Origin of the sequence: Pseudomonas sp. Seg1, assembly GCF_018326005.1 — a bacterium.
GTDB lineage: Bacteria > Pseudomonadota > Gammaproteobacteria > Pseudomonadales > Pseudomonadaceae > Aquipseudomonas.
This window is the reverse complement of record NZ_AP021903.1, coordinates 3,201,160-3,224,055: the sequence shown is the minus strand read 5'-3', so window position 1 is coordinate 3,224,055 and position 22,896 is coordinate 3,201,160. Positions and strand designations below refer to the sequence as shown.

Sequence of the window (22,896 nt, the reverse complement as noted above, 5' to 3'; positions counted from 1 at the left end):
AGCCCCACGTTTGGACGGCCAGCCGAGGTTCAGCTGGGCAACCCTGCACACCTCTTCATTTCGGCGACCTCAAACGCGATTTCCTCTTTGACGCCCATTAAAGGGATCTGTATTGCAGGCAGCTCTTGGAAGCTTTTGAGCATGGCCCATGCCGCGAAGTCATGGAAAGGGTTAAGCCCCATCACATTGCCTAACGTTTCATCCGCCTGCAGCTTACTGGAGGCAATTTGCGCAAAGCCGCTGACCGCAGCGTCCAGGTGCCAGTCGGAAACGAACAATAGCAGCGCCGAAAACGCCAACAGCGGTTTGACATTTTTCAGCCCATTTAAGGGGTAGTGAGCTTTCGACAATCGTCTCAACGGGCTATGGTTTGAGCACATGAACGCTGCAAGCCGGTTAGTAAGCTGGAAGTGGTTTTGCAGAACGGTGGGGTCATAGACCGATTTTCCATGGTAGTCAGTGGCCAGCTTTTCGAGGCGCTCAACCATTGCACCTGGGTACAGGCGTTTCTCCCGGATGATGCCTAGCGTAGCGCGATGGCGCTGAGAAACCTCTCGCGTTGCTGCTGCCTCGAAATTAAAACCGGGAATGCCCAGCACCTCTGTCGTCAGCTCAATAGGCACAGCATCCAAATCTTGTGACCATGAGGCATGACGATGCAGTCCGTCCACCCATCCAGGCACTTTGGGATCCAGGGTAATGGTGAACTGCGACTGTAGCTTGGTCTGGAAGAACCACTCGCGCATCCGCCGAATATCCCACTGCGTGAATATCTCTAGCTGAATGCCTTTGCATACGAGCTCCCGCACAACCCTGGAGACGCCATCCTTCGCAGAAGAAAACTGGACAAGGTTTTCCGGGATGAACGCAGCTGAGACATTGCCCGAAAAGTCACAGAATGGATGGTGTCCTGCTGAACTATCGCTTTGAGGGAACCGGAAGTAGGCCTGCCGCACATCGTGACCATCGACCTTGGACTTGCTCGCCCTTACAACCTCCGCACCTGTGCAGAAGCACGAGGGGCACTCGAGATCCGTCGAACAATGCACCTTCCAGCTTTCCGGAATGGGCGTACTCTTCGACGGCATGACATAACCAGTCTCAGCCCCTAGCTGTGTTAATAGCTGCTGAACGTCCAATTCCATCCGGCGGGATGCGGAAAAAACGGTTGAGGGCATGGCGACTCCATTCACGCGAGGGTTGATCCATCATGCTCGAGCTTAACCACATTTTGCCTAGTGCGCTAAGGGCGGAGCTGGCTCACTCGCACTGCTGATGATCACAGGTCAATAAAACCTTTCGTAGTCACCTCGGAAATCACCGAGCTCCACCAAACCCTCCAGCACAGCTGCACTCGATGTGAGGAGAGACTGCGTACGCTGAGGGCTATCCCAGCCAGCGGCGCCATGCTTGCCACCATGGAATAGATTGTTGCGAACTGTTTTCACCGTTCGGACAACCTTTGCTAGGTCAGATCTACAGTCTTGAAATCCAACTGGTGCCCACTCCAAAACCAACCCGGCCCCAACCACTTGCCGATCAGGTGGAGCGGCAAGCAGCTCTGCCGCTTCAGCGGTCAGCACGTAGGTTTCGGCATGCTGCTCTACAAATTTGTCCCAACCTGGTTCAGCTTTCTGCCCAGGGATTTCGGATTTTAGGTAACCGTTTTCTTTGAGACAGAACTCAAATCGTGAAAACCAGTAGAAGAAGTCAAACGCGAGCAATGAGAGCTCGGTCGGTATCTCACCTTTACGCATAGCACCCTCTCGAACGGCCTGAGCACAAGGTTGAAGAATAACTCTACGAGCTTGGGCGCGCAGTCACTGGCTGAGCACACAGGAACAAGCCACGCGCCACTTCAGCCTTCGAACCCTTTGGAGGTCAAAGCAGCGAAGCCGCCCGAGGGACGAAACGCCGAACTGATTGGTGGAATACACCACCCGATGACGTATTGGCTTGCGACCACTCAACCAACTCGCGTGGCCGGCCTTGAACAAAGTGAGGCGTTACCAGGACGTACATCTATGGGTATCAAGATGAGCCAGGCACGAGACCAAAATGGCCATTTTTGGGATGCGGAGACCTATCAGAAGGGCTAGGTGCAGAACCGCTGGCTGTGGGCATCAACCTCTGCTGGTGTTGATACCTGTAACAAACTCAAGCAGGTCACAAAAGCGACCCGCCCCACTACGATCCAGATGGTAATCTTCGATGCTGGCTACTCGGGGGCCATCAGCATCACATCGCCGGGAGTCTCCGATCATCAAGACGTGAGGCGATCCTGGTAGTTGGCTGGGTGCAACATTGAGCTGGGTGCAGATGTGTTGGTACATGGCCACATCAGGCTTCATCAGCCCAACCTCGGCACTGAGCGCATAGCCATCGAGCCCCGGCAGCAAATTCCGGGCTACCGGGCAATACGGGCCACCCAAATTCGAGCAAACGCCAATTTTTATTTGGTGGTGTCGCAGCAGAGCGAGCGCCGGCAGCGCATCCTCAAAGAGTGTGATCGATTCAAGTTCGAGCTCTAGGCAGCTCTGGAGCTCAGTGAGTTGAGTGGAGGAAAGTTTGATTCCAAAAAAATCAGCAGCCTCCTGCAACCCACAGGCGTTGGTCATAATCCAGCGCAGATCTCCAGGGGAAGCGGCGCGTCCCTGCTGTGAGCCTAGGCGGAGGAGCCGTCGAAAGGGGTTCTGCCGGTTTCGAATCTCCAAAAGCGTACCGAAGAGATCAAAAATTACTGCTGTCATTTATTGCTCCTCATCGACACGCGGCCTTGGCTCTGCATCGCAGCAGTCCAGCTTGACAGCTACTGTACAATCACTCCATGCGCGGCGAGCTCGTTTACCAGCGTATCCCGGCGCAGCATCCGGGGGATTTTAAAGAGACTTCTGTATGCATAGAAGAGGCACACAGGCGTAAACAGCAGCCCGATACCAAAGTCGCTGTTGCGATGATCAAACCCGCAGGAATTGCCGCTACCGCGAAAACAATCCCTTTAAGAATGCTGGATTTAGCAACCTGTCTCAGGTGACCAAGGTCATACTCAACCTTTCCATCTGCCTTTTGGAGCGCCACTAGAACGATGGTTTTCTTGTTCAAATGCTTGTAGTACCACGTACGAGGCTTGTCAGTAACAATCGCCCCGTGCCTTTTCAAGTAGTCCAACATGCAAACCTCTTTGAAATAGAAAGTTTTTCCTTCACTGTCTTCGCACCGAACTTGGCTATAGAGCGTATCAATGTCAGCAGAGTTTTTAATATTGTAGTTCTTGACAGTGAGCTCAATTTTTTTCAGATCAGACATGCATTTTCCTTAGTGCACTTTGAAGTGCTACGTGAATATGAGCGCACACGAAGTCGTCCAGCGGATTGGTCAGCGGGATATATAAAGCTCTAAATCCAAGGTGCTCGCCGCGCCTTGCCAAGTACTGCAGCTTGAAAGCGGCCTTTAGGCTGAGTGAGTCAACCCAATTGGATGCTCACCGCGGCTCGCTGAGCTCGCTAGCGATAACGTAGTAGTCTTTGCCACTTAGGCTGCGCATTAGCTTGAACCCCGCCCTTGTCTCAACCAGCTGAAGTGGAGGGGTAGCAACCGTCATTCCATTCGAGCTCACGTTTGACTGATCGTTGTAAACGAGCGCCGCATAGCTCTGCCCTACCCTTGCTGCGTTGACAAGGTAAGCGTCGACCACCATACCCCAGGAAATGCCCCGCGCCTGAATGACCTCCGAGGGAAGATCCCGATCGAGCTCTATCGGCTCGACGGCGTGGTCAAAAAAGTGCTTCATCGCCGAAGTGGCCATTAGATTTGGATCTCGAAATAAGGGTCAAAACCAGTGCTCTCTCCAGGGTAGCCACCTGGGTTCGAGACCACCCTGCAGCCGGCTAGCTCAACGTCTGTAGCCTCATGCGTGTGACCGAACACCCACACATGGGCCTTCTCGATCAAACGCGGCCAGTCGTTGGTGTATGCTGCAGTAAGATGCCCGTCATGCTGCTCACCAATCACCACAGGGGATGGTGAGTGATGGGTCACTACTACCGTTTTGCCGTCAAACGGTCGAGCAAGCTCTTGGGTGAGCCAGTCCCGGGCGATGTGATTCCGGGTAACCAAGTCGTCCAGTCTCAATCGCCTGTAGTTCGAGTCTGCCCTGATGTACTTGAAGTCGTTCATGCCTTGCCTGGCAGCGTTGCTGGCCGCTAACAAATCCCCTGTGACGCTGTAGTCAGTCCACGCAGTAGTACCCAAGATCCTGACGTCACCCAGTATGAGTGCTTCATTCTCTAGCACGTGGACATGGCCGGCCGCAGCGCCCTTCATTTTTTGCAGGGTGCGATCGATGTGACCGTCGTAGTACTCATGGTTCCCTGCGATATACGCGACGTGGCAGGCGAAGGTATCGTTGGCCCACTGGACGCCCCTGGCCTTCTTGTTGATGTCGCCGGCGAGGATCACCAGGTCAACCCCCGCATCGAGGGATGGGGGGGCGAAACGGTGGAACTCGGCGTGGAGGTCTGAATAAATTCTGATTCGCAAACGCTGGCCTTGAGGATTTAGCGGTAAATTGACTGAGGCCGGATCTATAAGCGCGGCAAGCACTAGCGCACTCCAACGTAATGAGCGAGGGCGCCCCATCTTGCCCAGCATGAATGGTTAGGCGACTCCAGTTGCTTTGTACGCACTATATTGCATGGAGAACAACTGCGCAATATGGCTTTATCCTCGGCTTTGGGTGCTCCAAATGTCGCTGAGAGAACCGTTAGCCGCAGTCTTGAGGCTGTCACGCGCAGCTCGGAACCTGTCCCAAGAAGATTTCCATGGTCGAGTCGAGGCTCGGCAAATGAGTAACATTGAGCACGCCAAGAGCAATCCCACCCTGTCAACGATGGAAGAATTTTCCTCAGTACTCGACATTGATCTTGTCGCTCTACTGGCGGTTGCTTCGTCCTATACGCGTCACCAAACACCCAAGGAATTCCTGAAAGGAGTGGCAGTCGAGATCGCGAAGCTCGAAAAGCTGGGCGTGCTCGATAAGCTCCATCATGAGTTCGAGGACGGCAAGCTTCACTCCGTGCATCCCCGTATCCGATCTGGGGAGGCCAATCGACAGGCAGTGCTTAAGTACAAGGCTGAAGGAAAAAGTCAGAAAGAGACGGCGGAACTGTTGGGGCTCGACAAGTCGAGGGTTAGCAGATTGTGGAAAGAAGACCATTAAGCGTCCACACGCTTGGAGTAGGTACGCGTGATCATCTGGGCAGCACTAGCAACTACGCAGGATGCTACCTTTTATGGCCCCGTCGGCAGCGGCTCACCGGCTAAAACTTGCGCTACCTCAAGCAGCAACTCACGCACGCGATTCGGCGCTTTCTGACCCAGAACACGATCGATGGAACGAAATCCGTAATCGCCTCGGAGACTATGAGCGCGTTCGGTTAAGCGACCAGCCACTCGTTGAAGTATTTCTTGAGAAGGAGCTCCCTCGCTGGCGAGCATCGCGCAGAACTCGACCTTTAGTTTGATCAAACTGCCCTCGGCTTCATCGACGAGTGCCAAAGCTGTCAGCCCTTTCACAACAGACTCCAGAATCTCCCACCCGGTTTCGTGCCTACCACCTTTTTCCCCCACCCTAACAAGAGTCTGCTGGACTTGGTATGGAGGTCATCATCGCCACGCCTTAGGCTTTCCAACGCTGCCTCGAACAGGCATTCGGTTAGCGCGAAGTTCTCAACAAAGGTCACAGAATTCTTGTCTTCTGGAATCCATGAAAACGTATCGATGAGCCAACCCGCGTGACGTTTCAGTCTATCTTCAGAGACCTGCTTCTCATTGTAGTGGTCAACTATTCTCGGATCGGACACGACTCTAAATTTTTCCTCGGCCTGAGCTGGGGCTTGTCCGTGGTTGAATTGGTACGGTCTGCACCAGTAGATCTATCTAGAGCCGAAGCTCGATCCGTGCAGCTGACACCGACAAAGACAGAGTCCATAGCCGCAGTATCGTGGCGCGCCGAGTGGAAGGCTTGGCGCTGTCGAAAAAGTCGAGTGGGGATCTGGTTATCAAGGCATTGGGCATGGCTTACGAATAGCGTGGCAGGCTAAAGGGCTGCTGTTCCACTCGGATCAAGGGTCGCAATATGACAGCCATCAGTTTTGCCAACGTCTCTGGCGTTACCGTATACGCCAAAGCATGAGCCGTCGTGGCAACTGTTGGAACAATGCGCCGATGGAGCGTGTGTTTCACAGCTTGAAGCTCTAAGACCGTGCCACTCACGGAAGTAGGAAACGCAGTACGTACCACATAAAGCACTAGAACGCCGATCGGTTACAGAGTATATGACTATCGGCTATTGCATACACCCGCAAAGGATTACACGTGACATTTCTCTCCAGATTATTTTGGCAAAAAACCACCCAAGCAACTGGCTACGAGCAGGAATTTAATGCCAGCCTACTTCGCACAAAGAAATGGAAGCTAAACCCACCAGTCTTTACAGCTCTGCCGGGGCGGCTCCTGACCGAAGATGTGATGCCCCTGATTCAAGAGTGTTGGATTTCTGAGCTAGACGGCTGTGGCTATGAGGACTTCTCCCAGAAGTGCTTCCAGGTCACAAGTAGCCTGCAGGAGCCTCTCCAAGAACTGCTTGGTGTTCCTTTGTTCTACACACTGGGATATGTGCAAGAAGACGGAAAAGGGCCTATCTTTCACACGGAGGTGGCGGAACTAAAACGGTTGGCTAGGAACAAGCAGCCACTCGCACATATTAATCTACATGCCTGGCTTACGCTGCCCACTTATGAAGTATTGGATTTCACACTGCTAACAACGCTTGGCACCTTGCTAGACATGCCTGATCTCAAAGGTCGAGCGGTCGCAGGACACCCTGCCGACTTTCCGGGGCACCCGAGCTATCATCCGCAACTTGTAGGAGATGAGTATCTGATCCAGAGTGGGCTCTCGCAACGGGTCATATTTTTCACTTGAAGACGTTGGAACTGGGGGCTCCATCTCTCGTGTGTACTTCGCAGTCACCACGCAGGTGCTTGCCATTTCTCAACGTAGCCAAGAAACTCTTCATGTGGCCTACGCACGGTTTTCCAACTGCTTATGTCGGCAAGCTTGTCTCTTGTCTTAGCCGTTGTGACCACAAGACGCCTCTTGGCGCGGGAAATACCCACGAAGAAAGTGCATCGAACTTCATGGGTGTCATTGCCCCAATAGGCCTCTTTCTCCAGACCTAGCAATATGACCGAATCAAACTCAAGGCCCTTGCTCTTGTGAACGGTCAAGATGCGGATTGACTGGTCATCAGACAGCTGGGCAAGGGCCTTGAGCAGGTCAGGCTCCTGGTCTAGTGCAGCATCAATATGTTTCTTGAGATCACGGATGACCTCCTTCAAACGATCACGCGACTCGTAATCATGGGAAAGGCCCGTCAGCAGGCTCACACCCACCATGGACAGAAACTCTTTTAGTAGCGTCCACCTCTGGGCATAGTTTTTTGCGGCGAGATCTTCGGCAGCAGTCTTGCGTGCTTCCTTAATAAACCTGTGCCAATCGTTTCGCACTGAGCCCCCATGGTCGTCGTCATCGGCTGGAATGATCCGCCTCAACAACCGCGTCCAGGCTTTCGGCTCCCGCGAACCATAAAGGCACAGCAGGAAGTCCACGACGACCAAGGCAATGGGCTCGGTGGTGATATCCTGCATCTGATTTTCGTTGCGATAGGTGATACCAAGCACTTCAAGCGCAGAGGTCAACCGGACGGTGTAGGCCTCAGGATAACTCCTGACCAAGACCGCAATTTCGGAGGGCGCCACACCCTCGACGTTGATCCAAGTGTTGATCTGATCGGCAAGACTGAAGGCCTCATCGGTGCAGTCTTTGAAAGAATGAAGCAGGATCTCGCCGCCCTCACCGCCCAAGAGCCCTGCGGGCATTTCAGAACCAGGATCGAGCACTTTGATGAGGTCATTCTGCAGCCTGAGAAGCTGAGGTTGCGAGCGAAAATTGCGGTAGATGTTGAGATGATTGGCTGCAAAATCCGCTTCAAACTTTCCGAATACGCCGTCGAGCGCGCCGGCCCAGCCCATGATTTTCTGTTTCACATCCCCTACCGCAGTGATACGGCGCGCCGAACCACCAAAAATCTTGTTGACCAGCGCGTACTGCTCCTCCGTGCTGTCCTGAAACTCATCGAGAAACACATCACTGTAGGTTTGCCTGATGGCATTCACTGCCATGGGATAGACGTCGAGGATCTTCAGAGCCAACAGAATCAGCAGACCGAATTCAGTCTGGTCAGGGTGGGCCTTCCCCCTGGGTACCACTCGAAAGCCGGCATCCAACGCATCGTCGCCGGTGAGAACAGGCCGAAATCGCTCGATAATTCGCTTCGCGAAGCCATGGAACGTGTAGCTGTCGAACCGGCTGGCGTAGTCGGGCCCACATCGCCGCCACACCCGCTCTTTGAGGTTATTGCTCGCATCCACCTTGAAGGCAATGGCCAATATCCTCCTCGGATAACGGCATGCCCCCGTGGTCAGCAGGAAGTCAGCGCGCTGGGCAAGCAGTTCAGACTTACCGGCGCCCGGGCCAGCAGTCAGCGCCACGCACCGTCTGACCTCCCTTACGGCTGCCTCCGCATTTGGCTCTAAAACAATGCCTTCGGAGGGCTTCCAATCCTCCGGCGAAATCATTCCGATAGCCCTTCGATCTTGGCGATGACAAAGTCTGCTAGTCGATCTAAGGAAGCTGGCATAGCCGCGCGCAGTTGGTCATCTGTCAGTCTTGAAAGCGCTTCAATATGCGATTTGGGCTTGCTGTCGAGCTTGAAAAGCTTGTGGTAAGCGATGAAGTGCTTACGCTCCTTGAGGGAGTATTGAAGGCGATCATGGTGGCTATCTCCGAGCACTGATTTGACCTGAGGCAGTTTCGGGACAACTAGGGCTTCAGGGGGCAAACCATAGGCGTGCGGATAAGCCTTTAGCATCGAAAAATCCAGATCCATCGGCGCTGAGAAAAACACCCCTAGAGGCTCTAGCTCGGCGATGTAGGATACGTATCCGTGTTTCTTTTCGATTTCCAGAATCTTGATATCGGGATCGTTCCAATTTGGCAGGCCTTTGACTTCATCATCTGACAAGTACAGATCACTTGGGCGATGCTTATTCAGCTCCGTCGCGACGTATTTGATACGGCCCCATCCCCCGCCGAAGCGCGCCACATCCAGATCTAACAATGTGACGTAAGGGATCTTGAGGCCACTGAGCAGCCTCCAGAAGTGATTGATATGGCGACCACCCAGCGGCGCGATGGTAATGGCTGCTTCGTCGACTTGCAGATTCTTCGCTGCGAGCAGCCGGGGCAGGACTATCTCCTCACTGTCGCCCTCCCCCAAGATGACCAGGCGGGAAAAATAGACCTCTGGATAGGCCTGAACGGCCTCCCTCACAAACTTGTAGGCCTCCCCCTTCTTATTAGGTGGCATTCGAATCTTCTTCACCACCGTGCAGCGTGACTCGTCCAACCTGGAGATGGTGAACCTTGTCGACGCCGGCGAGATCGACATGGCCGTCATCATTCGCCCGCCCTTCTCCCTTCAAAGTGACCTGCGCTGGACGACGTTGGCGCGAGAGCCCTACCGACTGATCGTGCCACGTGACCTAGAGGGCGAAGACTGGTCGGAACTGCTGTCCAGCCAGCCATTCATTCGCTATGACCGATCATCCTTCGGCGGCAGGCAGGTCGATCGTTTCCTGCGGCAAATGCATTTCACCTTGCAGGAAGTTTGCGAACTGGATGAACTGGAGGCCATCATCAAGCTGGTGGGAAATGGTGTAGGCATAGCCCTGGTGCCACAGACGGAAGCCCATCAGGAATGGCCCGCGGGTGTACGAGCGCTCGATCTGGGACAGCATACCTTTCACCGTGATATCGGACTGATACATCGGTCTCGGCGGAGTTTTACGGAGCCCGTGCGAATTTTGGCTCAGCTTATAAGTGACCAGGTAACAACGGCTTCTGAATAACAGCTTCTAAGCATAATGGACCCAATAGGTCCTTTGATCACCCGCACTTCTTGAACTACTCAGTTCCCTTCCAGACGCCGTCAATCGCTCACCAGAGGTAGGTGGATGTGAGTACACGAACAGGGCGCCGTTGAGCCACAGGAATTACGCTGCGGGGGTGGTCACGGCCGTCGGGCTGAGAATTTCCATCAGGAAATCGATAAACACATTGATCCTGCTGGACCCTCGGTGATTGGGTAAATACAACGCGTTGATGCAGGTGCTGGCGCTGCCGGGATTGACCTCGTAATGCTCAAGCAACCGGGTCAGCCGGCCGGCTGCGACGTCGTCGCGTACCAGCCAGTCAGCCAGCAGCGTCACCCCGCCACCGCCGATGGCTGCTTCGCGCAGGATGTCGGCGTTATTGCTTTGCAGGCGCCCGTGGACGTTGAGCTGAATGGGCGCATCTTCATTCTGAAAGGTCCAGTGCTGGTGTGTGGCGCCGTAATCGAAACGCAGGCATTGATGCTCCAGCAAATCCCGTGGGTGACAAAGCGCTGCGCTACGCGCCAGATACTCCGGACTGGCCACCACCCAGCGTTCGAAATGCCCCACGCGTTTGCTGACGATGTCATCACTGACCACGGACGACCCCAGGCGCACCGAAACATCAATCTGCTCGCTGAGCAGGTCACTGACCTGATCGCTCAGCGACAGACTGATCTCCAGACCCGGATGCCGCTCGAGCAAGCGGCTCAGGTGCGGCGCGATCAGGCGTCGCCCAAACTCCACCGGCACGCTGATGCGCAGACGGCCCTGCGCTTCGCTGCCACGATCCGCAACCACGGCATCGGCTTCGTCGATCGCGTCGAGAATCGCCACGGCTTTTTCGAAATAGGTCTGGCCGGCAACAGTCACGCTGGTGTTGCGCGTGGTGCGATTGAGCAGGCTCGCGCCCAGCTCGTGTTCCAGCCCTGCCACTTGCCGTGTCACTGACGACGTTGATATCCCGAGTTTGCGCGCTGCCGAGGAATAGCCCCCGCAGCGCACGGTTTCCACAAACATCTTCAGTGCCAGCAACTTGTCCATAAGCGGGGTCCGGTCGATAGGGAACGCGGATGATTGTGCATCACTGTGCCCCCGTCGTCTTGTACCGCCGTGCTTGCCCGCACTCGCCGGCTGTTCAGACATCGGCCTTGCGGCTCAGGAATAATCCGAGCGCCAGCGCTGGCAGCAGCGCCACCGCGACGGCGGACAGGTTCCAGCCAAAATGCTCGTACAGCGGGCTCGCCACCAGAGACCCCACCGCACCGCCGACGAAAATGCTGGTCATGTACACGGCGTTCAGGCGCGCACGGCTGTGGGGATCGAGGGCGTACACCTCACGCTGGCCGAGCACCATGTTCAATTGCACGGCGAAATCCAGCAGCACCGCGCACACCACCAGCCAGACATAGCCGCTGCCCGGGAGCGCAGCGATCAACAGCGCCACCGGCGCCAGCAACAACGCGACCAGTGTGCCGCGACGACCATGCCCGGCATCGGCCAGACGCCCGGCAATCGGCGCTGCAATGGCACCCACCGCACCGACCAGCGCGAAGATCGCCACGTGTGCCTGGGTGAAGCCGTGATGACGTATCAATTCAATCGGTGCGAGGGTCCAGAACAGGCTGAAGCTGGCAAACAGCAGCCCTTGATACAGCGAACGCTGACGCAACACCGGATAACGCCGAGCCAAGGCAAACACCGAACCGATCAGCGCAGCATACGTGGCCTTATGCGTCGGCAGCCGACGCGGCAGTGCCACGGCGGTAATCAGAGCGATGACGGCCATCAGACCCGCTGCGCTGTAAAACACCCCACGCCAGCCGAACACGTCGACCAACAGGCTCGACAGTGGCCGCGACAACAGAATCCCCAGCAGCAGACCGCTCATGATATTGCCGACGACGCGGCCACGGCTGGCCTCCGGCGCCAGGTGCGCCGCCAGCGGCACTAGAATCTGCACGGCCACCGAGGTCAGGCCGATCAGCAAAGACAACACCAGGAACATCGACGGTGAATGGGTCAGCCCGGCGCACAACAGCGTGACACTCGCCGCGAGGGTGAAGCCGACCACCAGCCGACGGTTCTCCATCAGGTCGGCCAGCGGCACCAGCAGCAACAGGCCCAGCGCGTAACCAAACTGCGTCAGCGAAACGATCAGGCTGGCATTGGCGCTGGACAGACCGATCTGCGGTGCAATCAGTTCGACGATCGGCTGTGCGTAATAAAGATTGGCCACAACCGCTCCGCAGCAGAATGCCAGGAACGCGACCATCAGGCCGGAAAGCCCTGCCGGCTGTTCGGCGTTGGTCGCAACGACCGGGTTGCCCGTGAGCATGATGACACCTCATTGAGTTCAGGAAAGTGCGGCCAAGGCTACGGCCCTGTGGCGATGCGCAGAATCCACGCGGCGGGCAACGCAGTGATGCGTCCGGCGCAACGGCGCAGGCGTTGCTTCTCGCGCAACGCGCTGTTGCGTGCGCCGATGATTCTCCCGCGCCGGCGGTATCTCTACGCTTTGACCCATGGCGCCGCCGCCCTCAGCGGCGCCCTTCCCCGGCGGTCACAAGGAGCGTTGTCATGACCCGTATCCCATCCGTTCTGCCATTGCCCACCGCGTTTTTCTCTGTCCCATGAACCGCCACTTCCTGAAGTCCAGAACGCTTTGGATCAGCGTGGCAGTGGTCGCCGTGCTCGGCCTGATCGGTGCCGTTTGGCTGATGTGGCGCCCGGCAATTGCGCCGATCGAGCGCCCGACGATGTTCGATACTGCGCAGTTGCAACGCGGGGCGCGGGTGGTCGAGGCCGGCGATTGTGCGGTCTGCCATACCCGCCCCGGTGGTGAATATCTGGCCGGCGGGCTGCCGTTGGTAACGCCCTTCGGCACGCTGTACAGCACCAACATCACCCCGGACGCCGAGACCGGTATCGGCCAATGGTCACTGCCAGCCTTTGAGCGGGCGATGCGTCAGGGCATTGCTCGCGATGGTCACTTCCTCTATCCGGCGTTCCCCTACGTGCACTACCGGCGCATGAGCCCAGCAGACATCGCCGACGCCTATGCCTACTTGATGAGCGGCCCCGCCGTGCACGCGCCGGCTGAGCAGAACCGGATGAATTTTCCGATGAACATTCGGCCATTGGTGGCGTTCTGGAACCTGCTGTTTCTGCACGGTGAGCCACTGACGCCGCTGGCGCAGCGCAGCGAGGCGTGGAATCGCGGGCATTATCTGGTTGACGGTCCGGGCCATTGCGCCGGCTGCCATTCGCCGCTGAACCTGATCGGCGCGGAAAAATCCGCGGAATATCTGCAGGGCGGCAGCGTCGATGGCTGGCAGGCGCCCGCGCTGGTCGGTATGGGCCAACGCAGCAACCCGTGGAGTCGCGAGCAACTGGTGGGCTATCTGCGCGCCGAGATCGTCGATGGCCACGGCACACCCGCCGGCCCGATGCGTCCGGTCAGCTTGAGTCTGGCCCGCTTGCCCGCTAGTGAGGCCGAGGCGATTGCCGAGTATCTGCTCAGCCTGGAAAACCCGCGTTCGGTGACAGAGACGACACCGAAGACGCCTGCCAGTGAACCGGCAACCCCTTCGAACGGCGCCCTGCTCTTCAGCAGCGCCTGCGCCGGTTGCCATGGCCCGGTGGCGCCGATGCGCACCATCGATGGTCGCCCGGGCCTGCAAAACACCTCGGCGCTGCAAGCGGCCAGTTCGCGCAACTTCCTCAAAACCGTGCTTGAAGGTCTGCCCGCCACACCCGGATCGCCCGGCCCGATCATGCCTGCATTCGCCGCCAGCCTGGACAACGCACAACTCGCCGCACTGGCCGCGTATCTGCGTCAGCAAGCCAGCCCCGATCAGCCGTGGGCCGACCTCTCTTCCACTATTGAAGCGTTACGTCAGGAGACGAAATGAGCCAGATCACCCTCAACGTCAACGGAGCCGCGCAACCGCTTGAGCTGGAGCCAGACATGCCGCTGCTGTATGCGCTGCGCAATCACTTGAACCTCAACGGCGCCAAATACGGATGCGGTCTCGGCCAATGCGGCGCCTGCACGGTGATCGTCGATGATCAACCGGTGTTCGCCTGCCTGACGCCCTGCGCCGGCCTCGAAGGCAAAAAAATCCGCACCGTGGAAAGCCTCGGCAGCGCGGAACAACCCGGCCCCCTGCAAGCCGCATTCATCGAGAAACAGGCCGCGCAATGCGGCTACTGCATTGCCGGCATGCTGATGCGCGCGCAGGCGTTGCTTGAGCGTAATCGACACCCTGATGAGGCCACCATTCGTGAGCACATGGCCGGTAACCTGTGCCGCTGCGGAACGCACTTGCGGATTATCGAGGCGATCAAACAGGTGGCAGGGCACAACGGGAGCCTGACATGAGTGAGTCGAATGAATTGAACCCAAGTCGGCGCGCCTTCCTGCGTGGCGGTGCTCTGCTGATGGCGTTCACCCTGATGCCGGTGGCGCGACGTGTGTTGGCCGATACGGAAGTCGATACGCTCGGCACCGTGGTCCTCGCCCCCGACCTTCCCGGAAGCCTGCGCACCAACCCGTGGCTCGACGCCTGGATCCGCATCGGCGCCGACGGCATTACCGTCTACACCGGCAAGGTCGAATTGGGCACCGGCGTGAAAACCGCGCTGCTGCAAATCGCCGCCGAGCGTTTGCAGGTACCGGCAACCTCCATCAACCTGCTCACCGCCGACACCGCGCTGACGCCCAACGAAGGCTACACCGCCGGCAGCCACAGCATTTTCGACAGCGGTACCGCGTTGTATAACGCCGCCGCGCAGGTCCGCGAACTGCTCGTCGATGCCGCCGCGCGCAGTTGGCAGGTCGATGCAGCGCTGCTGAGCACCCGCGACGGGGTGATCGAAGGCCCGGCCGCTCAGCGGATGAGTTACGCCGACGCGGTCAGACATGTCAATGTGCATCAATATGCCAAGGCTCAGTCACCGGCGATGGCCGCCGCTGACTTCAAACTCATCGGCCATTCGTTGCCGCGCCTCGACATCCCGGCAAAGGTCAGCGGTGGCGCAGCATTCGTCCAGGACATGCGCCTGCCGGGCATGCTGCATGCGCGGGTGATCCGCCCGCCCCGTCCGGGCTGCGCGCTGCAAGCGTTCGATGCGGCGTCCATCGAAACGCTGTCTGGCGTGGCCAAGGTGATCCGCGACGGCAACTATCTGGCGGTGGTCGCCCGTGATGAGTGGCAAGCGATCAAAGCCATGCGCCGTGCCAACGAGGTGACGCAATGGAACGAGGGCGAGGCGATTCCCGAGGCGGCCGAGATTCATGGTCTGCTCAAACGCCTGCCCTCACGACGCTATCCGATCAGCAACAACGGCACGCCGAGCGGCGCGGCCGACACACGTTTTCAGGCGCGGGTCACCAAGCAGTATCTGATGCACGGCTCGATCGGCCCGTCTTGCGCAGTGGCCTGGTTCAAGGACGGCGCTCTCACCGTCTGGACCCACACCCAGGGCGTTTACCCGCTGCGCGCCGGCATTGCCGAAATGCTCGGTCTGCCACTTGAGCGGGTGCGCTGTATTCATGCCGAAGGCTCAGGGTGTTACGGGCACAACGGCGCCGATGATGCCGCCGCCGATGCAGCATTGATCGCCATGCGCATGCCCGGTACGCCGGTGCGCGTGCAATGGATGCGCGAGCAGGAAAATCTATGGGAGCCGTATAGCTCGGCGATGGTCACCGAAGTCGACGCCGGCCTCGCTCAGGGCCGCCTGCAGGACTGGGCCTACGAACTGTGGACCACGCCGCACAACGAACGCATCGTCAACGCCGGGCGTCTGTTGCCGGCACGCTTGCTCGCGCGGCCCTTCGCTTCGGCGCCCTCCGTGCCGATCGCCCAGCCCGAAGGCGATGGTGATCGCAACGCGGTGCCGCTGTACGACCTCAACTCGACGCGCATCAACATGACCTTCGTCACCCAGATGCCCTTTCGCACCTCGGCCATGCGTTCGCTGGGTGCGCACATCAACATCTTCGCCATCGAGGCGAGTATCGACGAACTGGCGATCCGGGCCGGGATCGACGCGGTCGCGTTGCGTCTGGCCCATCTCAGCGACCCGCGTGCTCGCGCGGTCGTAGAACGTGTGCGTGATGAGATCGGTTGGCCGCAGAAAAGCGGCGAGCCCGGCGCCGGTATCGGTTTCGCTTTTGCCCGCTACAAAAACATCATGGGTTACTGCGCCATCGCGGTGAAGCTGCGGGTGCATCCGCAGACCGGCGAGATCCGCGTCGATCACGTGGTGACGGCGGTGGACGTCGGCCAGATCGTCAGCCCCGATGGCCTGCGCAATCAGGTCGAGGGCGGCATCGTCCAGTCCGCGAGCTGGACCCTGTATGAAAAAGTCGCCTACGAAGCGGGCGGCATTCGCAGCTACGACTGGAGCGGTTATCCGATTCTGCGTTTCACGCAACTGCCGAAAAAAGTCGATGTACATTTGCTCGACCAGCCGGGAGAACCCTTCCTCGGTGCCGCTGAAATCGTCCAGGGGCCGATGGCTGCCGCCCTTGGCAACGCTGTCGCCAACGCCACCGGCCGGCGCTGGCTGAATCTGCCGCTGACCCGCTCCAACCCACCCGCCTGAGCCACGCCCGTGTTCATCGCCGATGAGCACGGGTGCCGTTGCGCCCTGCGCAAAACAGCGTAGCGCCGGCCACCGATTATCAGCCCCGCTACACCCGGTTAAGTTAGCTCCACTGGTTCGCGGCACCGCTGCCGCGCTTGAATTCCCTTTATTGATATCTGGAGCTACCCATGACCCGTCGCCTGTTCCAACCCCTCGCACTCGGTCCTTACACCCTCGCCCATCGCGTGGCGATGGCGCCGTTGACGCGCTCACGCGCCGGCCAACCGGGGGATGTGCCAACGTCCATGAACGCCGAGTATTACCGCCAACGGGCCAGCGCCGCACTGATCATCACCGAGGCCACGCAAATCTCCCGGCAGGCTCAGGGTTACGCCTGGACGCCGGGCATCTACAGCCCTGAGCAGGTCCAGGCGTGGCGTGACGTCAGCGCGGCGGTGCACGAGGCCGGCGGTCTGATCTTCATGCAACTGTGGCACGTCGGCCGGGTGTCCCACCCCAGCTTTCAACCCGACGCCGGCCTGCCGGTTGCGCCTAGCGCGCTGCCGGTGCCTGGCAAGACGTTTATCGTCGACGAAAACGGTAACGGTGTCTGGGGAGATGTGCCGGTGCCGCGCGCGTTGGAAACGGCGGAAATCGCCGGCATCGTCGAGGACTACCGCGTGGCCGCGCGCAACGCGCTGAAAGCGGGCATGGACGGTGTAGAGATTCATGCCGGCAACGGTTACCTGCTCGATCAGTTTCTTAACAGCAACAGCAACCAGCGTGACGATGCCTATGGCGGCAGTGTGGAAAACCGCGCGCGGTTTCTGTTGGAAGTGGTCGCGGCCGTGGCTGAAGAAGTCGGCGCCGAGCGAGTCGGCGTACGCCTGACGCCGATGGGCCGCTTCATGGGCATGGGCGATGACACTCCGGAGGCAACCTTCGGCCACCTCGTCGAAGCGCTCAATCAATGGAATCTGGCGTATCTGCACTTGGTCGAGCCGGCGATGGTCGGCACAGTCAAGGATGAAAATTTCGACCCGCGCTGGGACGCGATCATTGCCCAATTGCGCAAGACCTGGAACGGCGTGCTGATCCTGGCGGGCGGCTACGATGCGCAATCTGCCGAACAGGCGCTGATCGCCGATCGTGCCGACATCATTGCATTCGGCCGCCCGTTCCTGGCCAACCCGGACCTGCCGCGTCGGCTTCACGATGGCCTGCCACTCAACGCGCCGGACCCGAGTAGCTTTTTTGGCGGGGATCAGCGTGGGTACATTGATTATCCATTTCATGCTTGAGGCAGGAGAGCCTGTCCGGATTGAGCGACCCAGAGAATAAATTGCGGTTTGAACTACAGCATTGCGAATGGACGGCAGACGCTGCGAAGCGCTCTGCCTTTTTTTTTGCCAAATTGGGCAAGAGCCTTGAAGGCTTCGGGCTCGCTGCCGTGAGCGACATCAACCGACGTTAGAACTTTGCAGTGTCATTGATCAACTGCAGTGGGGGCCTCAAGGCTTTTCACCTGCGTCCAACCGCCGCAGCCAACAGCCATTGGCAAATTCCGTACAAGCCTTAGAATCCCGCGCGTTCTTGCAGTCACCGAAACCGGTGACTGACGTCCACCTGAATGCCTGGGCACACCTCGCTGATGGGTGTCCGGCCCTACAGCCCTGCCCGTTCGGCAGGCACTCGCCCCACACATTTTTTCGGCTTGGCAATCACCTGCGCAGAGGCGCACGTTGTGCTGTTCGATCTCCAGAGGTTTTTATGTCTCCGCGTTTGCTGGCCATGGCGCTGGCGCCCCTGCTCGGGCTGTTCATTGTTGCCCTGGGTAACGGTTTTCTGTCTTCGCTGACCACCCTTCGACTGGACGCCGCCGGTGCCTCGGCGACGATGATCGGTGTGGTTTCATCGGCCTACTTTATCGGTCTCACGCTAGGCGCCGTGTTCAATGACCGCTTGATTCTGCGCATCGGCCATATCCGCGCCTACGGCAGCTTTGCTTCGCTGATCGCCGTGACCATCCTGCTGCAGGGATTGTTCTATGACACTTGGGGCTGGTTCGCCCTGCGCCTGATCAACGGCTGGGCCACGGTCGGCGTATTTCTGGTGATCGAAAGCTGGCTGCTGCTGGCGGGCGACGCGAAGATCCGCGGCCGCTTGCTCGCGCTGTACATGATCGTCTTGTATGGCGCCGGTGTGCTTGGGCAGGCAACGTTGGGCAAAATTACTGGATTGAGCGACAGCGCACCGTTCATGGTCGCCGGCATGCTCGCCTCACTGTCGGTGTTGCCGATCGTGATCCTGCCGCGCGTGTCGCCCCTGCTCGATCAGGTGGAACCGCTCAAACCACGGCAACTGCTGGGCGTGACACCGACCGGGCTGGTCGGCTGTTTCGGCTCGGGTGTCAGCATCGCGGCGATTTACACCTTGCTGCCGTTGTATCTGCAGCGCAGCGGCCTGAATGTCGGTGAGGTCGGCAGCATGATGGCCTGGACAATCCTCGGCGCCATGCTTCTGCAATACCCGGTCGGACGCTGGTCCGACCGCAAGGATCGTTTGCAGGTGCTGACCCTGCTGACGGGGGCGTGCTCGGTGTTATCGCTGGTGATCGTCCTGCTTCCTTTGTCCCCAACCCTGCTCGCCGCGATGTTGTTTCTGCTCGGCGGCGGTGTATTCGCGCTTTATCCGGTTGCCGTCAGCCACGCCGCCGACCGCGCCCCTGCCGAAGCGTTGGTGCCGATGATTCAGGGTTTGCTGCTGATTAACTCACTGGGGTCGGCGATCAGTCCGATGATGATTTCGCCGGTGATGAACTCGTTCGGCGCCAATGGCCTGTTCTGGGTATTTGCGCTGGTCAATCTGTGCATGGTCACCTTCTTCTTGTGGCGACGCGGCAAACGCCCGGTTCCGGCCAATCCCGCACCTTTTGCGGCGGCAGCGACTTTTTCGCCGACAGGGGCGGAACTGCGTGTGACCGAAGATCTGCGTCAGGCCGTGCAAGAGCATCCGCCGATGGTGGATGCGTTGAGCGGCGAGCCTGCGCCGCAGTGTGATGCGCGATAAGCGTCACGGCAGTTACCGTCCATAGGCGATGCCCGCCGCTCGACGGAAGTCGCCATTCACTGCCAGGCGACCTTGAATAAGCGCCTCATCGGCTCGCAGCACGTAACCTGGGTTTGAGCGTCAGGAAGGCGAATAGAACCCCTCCTGGCAAGAAGGGTCTGCTCTCTATGCCCTTTCAGGAATACACCCATGTCCGCGCAACACAGCCTTGTCATACTCGCCCGGGGAGGATATGCCGCTCGGGGAGTGTTGTATTTGATCATCGGTATCTTCGCATTGCTGGCAGCCCAGGACTCGACCAGAGCCAAAGACAGCCACAAGAGCCTTGAAGCTTTGCTCGGCCAGCCATTCGGCTATTTTTTAGTCGGACTTGTGGTGGCGGGTCTGCTCGCATTTGCGGCCTGGCGTGTCCTGCAAGCCACGCGCGATGTTGATCATCACGGCAAACAACTCAAAGGTCTGGTGATTCGCGCGGGTCTGTTGGCGGGAGGTCTGGTCAACGGGGCGCTGGCGTTTTTTGCGTTGGGCCTGCTCGTCAGCGGCATCCAGAGCTCGGGCGATGGCGGGGGGCAAACCAAAGACTGGCTGGCGCATCTCTTGTCGTGGAAACACTCGAACTTGTTGGTGTACCTGATCGCTCTCATTCCGCTTGGGGTGGGCATTGCTCACATCATCAAGGGCTGGAAAGCGTCGTTCGAACAATATTTCGAGGCCGACGAAGATGTCATGCGCTATGTCCGTCCGTTATCCCGGTTCGGTCTGATAGCTCGCGGAGTGGTGTTCATCGAGATTGCCGTGCTGCTGGCAATCAGTGGTTCCGCTTATCAGGCCATGGATCCACCGGGGATGAAGGAAGCACTTGATGCGCTGCAGAATCTACCCGCAGGTTGGCTGATTTTGATGGTGATGGCGCTGGGGCTGATTGCCTTCTCGGTCTACAGTTTTTCTGAAGCGTTCTGGCGCAAGATCAATATGGATGTGCCAGGCGTGTCCGGTCATTAACGTGTGGCACCAGGCAATCAATTTCTCGGATCAGGATAATTACGTTTTTCCCCTGCGGTTGGCGATCATCAGCGTCGGCCCTTCATTCATTTGATTGAAGGGCCATCCCATGGATCGACCTGCGAATCACCAGGAGCAAGAACGCGGCGCGGGGATAACGACTTCCTGCACGTTGCGCATCATGACCAGAACCCTTTGTGCGGTTCAGCCGCCTCCCCCTCCAGCATCGGCCCCAATACACTGACCTTGCGTTGCCCCTTGGCGAACACCTCGCGGCAAGGTAAGGAGAACGTCGGATTCTCCGGATGATCCCCCGTCAACCCCAGCAAGGCATGTTCCGACAAGGCATACACCACCCGCCCGATCCCCGTCCAATACACGGCGCCGGCGCACATGCAGCAAGGTTCGGCGCTGGTGTACAGCGTGCACAGTTCCAGCTCCTGCGGCGACAGCAGTTTTGCCGCTGCCGCCGCTGCCACCAACTCCGCATGCTGAGTGGGATCGCCTTGCGGCGGCATCGAGTTATTCTCCGCCTCGACAATCACCTTGCCGTCGCGGTCGGCCACCAATGCCGCGAACGGATGACGACCGCGCTGTTTCGATGCCTCGGACAAGGCGATGGTTTGGCGCAGTAACGTCAGATCAAGCTCGCTGACGCCGGCCGGGATGAGTTGAGTGAATTGATTCATGGGTAACTCCTGGGCAGTGGAAAACAAACAATCATTCGGCCAGTTCAGCGCCGATGGTTTCGGTCGATTTTTTTTCGTTGTTGAGCAGGATGTTGAGGACGATGGCGGTGATCGCACCGAGGAAAATCCCGCTGTCGAGCACCAGTTTCAGGGTCGGGCCGACGTGTTCGAACAGCGCCGGACAGGACATCGGTAGCACCCCGACACTCACCGACACGGCGACGATAATGCCGTTGCGCGTCCCCTCGAATTGCACCCGCGACAGTTCCTGAATCCCCGCCACCGTGGTCATGCCGAACATCACGATCGCGCAGCCACCGAGCACCGGCGTCGGCACTGCGGCGATCAACGCGCCGAGTTTCGGGAACAGGCCCATCAGCACCATGATTGCCCCGGCAGCGGCCACGACGAAACGGCTTTTAACGTTGGAAAGCGCGATCAAACCGGTGTTCTGGGTGAAGGCGTTGTAGGGAAAACTGTTGAACAGGCCGCCAAGCATGGTCGACAAGCCGTCGGCGCGAAACGCGTTGCCAAGGGTCTGTTGCGTGGTCGGTTTGCCGGTCAATTTGCCAATCGCCAGACAGTTGCCGGTTGTCTCGGCCATGATCACCAGCATCGCCAAAGTCATGATCAGAATCGGCACAGGCGCGAACTCCGGTGCGCCAAATGCCATCGGCGCACTCAGTTCAAACCACGCCGCTTCGCTGACCCGGTTGAAGTGAGTCATGCCGCAAGCCGCTGCGATCAGACTGCCGACGAACAGGCCAATCAGCACGCTGAGGTTGCCGATGAAGCCCTTGAATTTGGCGTAAATCACCAACGTCACGCTGACCGTGGCCAAGCCCAGCAACAGGTTGGCGGGATTACCGAAATCCGCCGCATCGGGATTGCCACCGCCCAGCCAGATCGCCGCCGCCGGCATCAGCGAGATGCCGATAATGGTGATCAGACTGCCAATCACCACCGGCGGGAAAAACCGCAGCAAGCGGCTGAACACCGGTGCCAGCGCGATGGTGATAAAGCCCGCGGCGATCACCGCGCCGAAAATCTGACTGAGGCCGAACTCCTTGCCGATCATGATCATCGGCGCCAAGGCAATGAACGAGCAGCCTTGAATCAACGGCAGACGCGCGCCGAACTTCCAGAAACCGAGGGTTTGAATCAATGTCGCCACACCAGAGGTCAACAGGTTGGCGTTGATCAGTAACACCACCTGCGCCGAAGTCAGCCCCATCGCACTGCCAAGAATCAGCGGCACCGCCAGCGCTCCCGCGTACATCACCAGCACATGCTGCAAGCCAAACGTGAACAACTGTCGCAGTGGCAAAACCTCGTCCACCGGATGAATGCGTTGTGTGGTCATTTCACACGCTCCTGAAGGTGCGGCATCTGTTGAGATCGCGGGCATGCTCAGGGGCGTTTGAAAGTCAGATCCGCCCCGGAGATCGTTTGACGCGGGGCCATAGTTGAACGTTTATTACGAT

General features: G+C 58.5%; 19 protein-coding genes and 3 pseudogenes. 10 read left to right on the top strand and 12 right to left on the bottom strand.

Translation table 11 applies throughout. The features are described 5' to 3' along the window. Positions 1–29 precede the first annotated feature (29 nt). From KI231_RS14270 to KI231_RS14250, 5 genes and pseudogenes are all read right to left on the bottom strand, one after another. A complete protein-coding gene (locus tag KI231_RS14270) occupies positions 30–1,178 on the bottom strand; it encodes a hypothetical protein (protein WP_213028665.1) in 1,149 nt (382 codons plus the stop codon). Positions 1,179–1,286: 108 nt separating this feature from the next. After that, positions 1,287–1,757 (bottom strand): hypothetical protein, encoded by a 471-nt coding sequence (locus KI231_RS14265; RefSeq protein ID WP_213028664.1) that lies wholly within the window; start codon positions 1,755–1,757, stop codon positions 1,287–1,289. A gap of 366 nt (positions 1,758–2,123) precedes the next feature. Then, positions 2,124–2,750, bottom strand: a complete 627-nt coding sequence (locus KI231_RS14260) for an HAD family hydrolase (RefSeq protein ID WP_213028663.1) — start codon at positions 2,748–2,750, stop codon at positions 2,124–2,126. Between the two features lie 59 nt (positions 2,751–2,809). Then, a pseudogene (locus KI231_RS14255) lies at positions 2,810–3,306 on the bottom strand (hypothetical protein). A 498-nt stretch (positions 3,307–3,804) separates the two neighbouring features. Beyond that, positions 3,805–4,539, bottom strand: a complete 735-nt coding sequence (locus KI231_RS14250; RefSeq protein WP_146476495.1) for a metallophosphoesterase family protein — start codon at positions 4,537–4,539, stop codon at positions 3,805–3,807. Between the two features lie 304 nt (positions 4,540–4,843). Here KI231_RS14250 and KI231_RS14245 point away from each other — a divergent pair, with 304 nt between their 5' ends. Then, the gene (locus tag KI231_RS14245; RefSeq protein ID WP_249412134.1) at positions 4,844–5,218 is read left to right on the top strand and encodes a helix-turn-helix domain-containing protein; all 375 of its coding nucleotides are present in this window, start codon (positions 4,844–4,846) and stop codon (positions 5,216–5,218) included. Positions 5,219–5,289: 71 nt separating this feature from the next. Here the strand turns inward: KI231_RS14245 and KI231_RS14240 are convergent, their stop codons facing one another. Next, positions 5,290–5,574: a hypothetical protein gene (locus KI231_RS14240; RefSeq protein ID WP_213028661.1), complete on the bottom strand. Its 285-nt coding sequence runs from the start codon at positions 5,572–5,574 to the stop codon at positions 5,290–5,292. 433 nt (positions 5,575–6,007) lie between these two features. On the opposite strand from KI231_RS14240, the pseudogene KI231_RS14235 reads away from it, so the two are divergent. Together KI231_RS14235 and KI231_RS14230 are read left to right on the top strand one after the other, a co-directional pair. Then, positions 6,008–6,252: pseudogene (locus KI231_RS14235) on the top strand (DDE-type integrase/transposase/recombinase); the annotation flags it as partial. A 123-nt stretch (positions 6,253–6,375) separates the two neighbouring features. Continuing rightward, positions 6,376–6,984: a hypothetical protein gene (locus KI231_RS14230; protein WP_213028660.1), complete on the top strand. Its 609-nt coding sequence runs from the start codon at positions 6,376–6,378 to the stop codon at positions 6,982–6,984. Positions 6,985–7,028: 44 nt separating this feature from the next. Here the strand turns inward: KI231_RS14230 and KI231_RS14225 are convergent, their stop codons facing one another. Further along, positions 7,029–8,699: a UvrD-helicase domain-containing protein gene (locus KI231_RS14225; RefSeq protein ID WP_213028659.1), complete on the bottom strand. Its 1,671-nt coding sequence runs from the start codon at positions 8,697–8,699 to the stop codon at positions 7,029–7,031. Beyond that, positions 8,696–9,490 (bottom strand): ATP-dependent endonuclease, encoded by a 795-nt coding sequence (locus KI231_RS14220; protein ID WP_349306219.1) that lies wholly within the window; start codon positions 9,488–9,490, stop codon positions 8,696–8,698. The genes KI231_RS14225 and KI231_RS14220 overlap by 4 nt, the downstream gene beginning before the upstream one ends. Before the next feature lie 37 nt (positions 9,491–9,527). Here KI231_RS14220 and KI231_RS14215 point away from each other — a divergent pair. Beyond that, positions 9,528–10,031 (top strand): annotated as a pseudogene (locus KI231_RS14215) (LysR substrate-binding domain-containing protein); the annotation flags it as partial. Positions 10,032–10,175: 144 nt separating this feature from the next. Here the strand turns inward: KI231_RS14215 and KI231_RS14210 are convergent. Next, complete coding sequence (locus KI231_RS14210; protein ID WP_103301981.1) at positions 10,176–11,099, bottom strand: LysR family transcriptional regulator; 924 nt, start codon at positions 11,097–11,099, stop codon at positions 10,176–10,178. A gap of 94 nt (positions 11,100–11,193) precedes the next feature. Beyond that, positions 11,194–12,393, bottom strand: coding sequence for an MFS transporter (locus KI231_RS14205; protein ID WP_213028658.1), 1,200 nt, complete (start codon positions 12,391–12,393; stop codon positions 11,194–11,196). Positions 12,394–12,688: 295 nt separating this feature from the next. On the opposite strand from KI231_RS14205, the gene KI231_RS14200 reads away from it, so the two are divergent. The 6 genes from KI231_RS14200 to KI231_RS14175 all read left to right on the top strand — a co-directional run bounded on the left by KI231_RS14200 (position 12,689) and on the right by KI231_RS14175 (position 20,723). Continuing rightward, on the top strand, positions 12,689–13,969 hold the full coding sequence (locus tag KI231_RS14200) for a cytochrome c (protein WP_213028657.1): 1,281 nt from the start codon (positions 12,689–12,691) through the stop codon (positions 13,967–13,969). Beyond that, the gene (locus KI231_RS14195) at positions 13,966–14,439 is read left to right on the top strand and encodes a (2Fe-2S)-binding protein (protein ID WP_016986077.1); all 474 of its coding nucleotides are present in this window, start codon (positions 13,966–13,968) and stop codon (positions 14,437–14,439) included. The genes KI231_RS14200 and KI231_RS14195 overlap by 4 nt, the downstream gene beginning before the upstream one ends. Beyond that, complete coding sequence (locus KI231_RS14190) at positions 14,436–16,670, top strand: xanthine dehydrogenase family protein molybdopterin-binding subunit (protein WP_213028656.1); 2,235 nt, start codon at positions 14,436–14,438, stop codon at positions 16,668–16,670. Before KI231_RS14195 ends, KI231_RS14190 begins: the two co-directional genes overlap by 4 nt. Positions 16,671–16,840: 170 nt before the next feature. Continuing rightward, on the top strand, positions 16,841–17,953 hold the full coding sequence (locus KI231_RS14185; RefSeq protein ID WP_213028655.1) for an alkene reductase: 1,113 nt from the start codon (positions 16,841–16,843) through the stop codon (positions 17,951–17,953). A gap of 469 nt (positions 17,954–18,422) precedes the next feature. Next, positions 18,423–19,721, top strand: coding sequence for an MFS transporter (locus tag KI231_RS14180; protein ID WP_103301975.1), 1,299 nt, complete (start codon positions 18,423–18,425; stop codon positions 19,719–19,721). 189 nt (positions 19,722–19,910) lie between these two features. Continuing rightward, positions 19,911–20,723, top strand: coding sequence for a DUF1206 domain-containing protein (locus KI231_RS14175; RefSeq protein WP_213028654.1), 813 nt, complete (start codon positions 19,911–19,913; stop codon positions 20,721–20,723). A gap of 179 nt (positions 20,724–20,902) precedes the next feature. Here KI231_RS14175 and KI231_RS14170 read toward each other — a convergent pair whose 3' ends face one another. Further along, on the bottom strand, positions 20,903–21,412 hold the full coding sequence (locus KI231_RS14170; protein ID WP_213028653.1) for a nucleoside deaminase: 510 nt from the start codon (positions 21,410–21,412) through the stop codon (positions 20,903–20,905). A gap of 31 nt (positions 21,413–21,443) precedes the next feature. Continuing rightward, positions 21,444–22,775, bottom strand: a complete 1,332-nt coding sequence (locus KI231_RS14165) for a nucleobase:cation symporter-2 family protein (RefSeq protein WP_213028652.1) — start codon at positions 22,773–22,775, stop codon at positions 21,444–21,446. Positions 22,776–22,896: the final 121 nt, after the last annotated feature.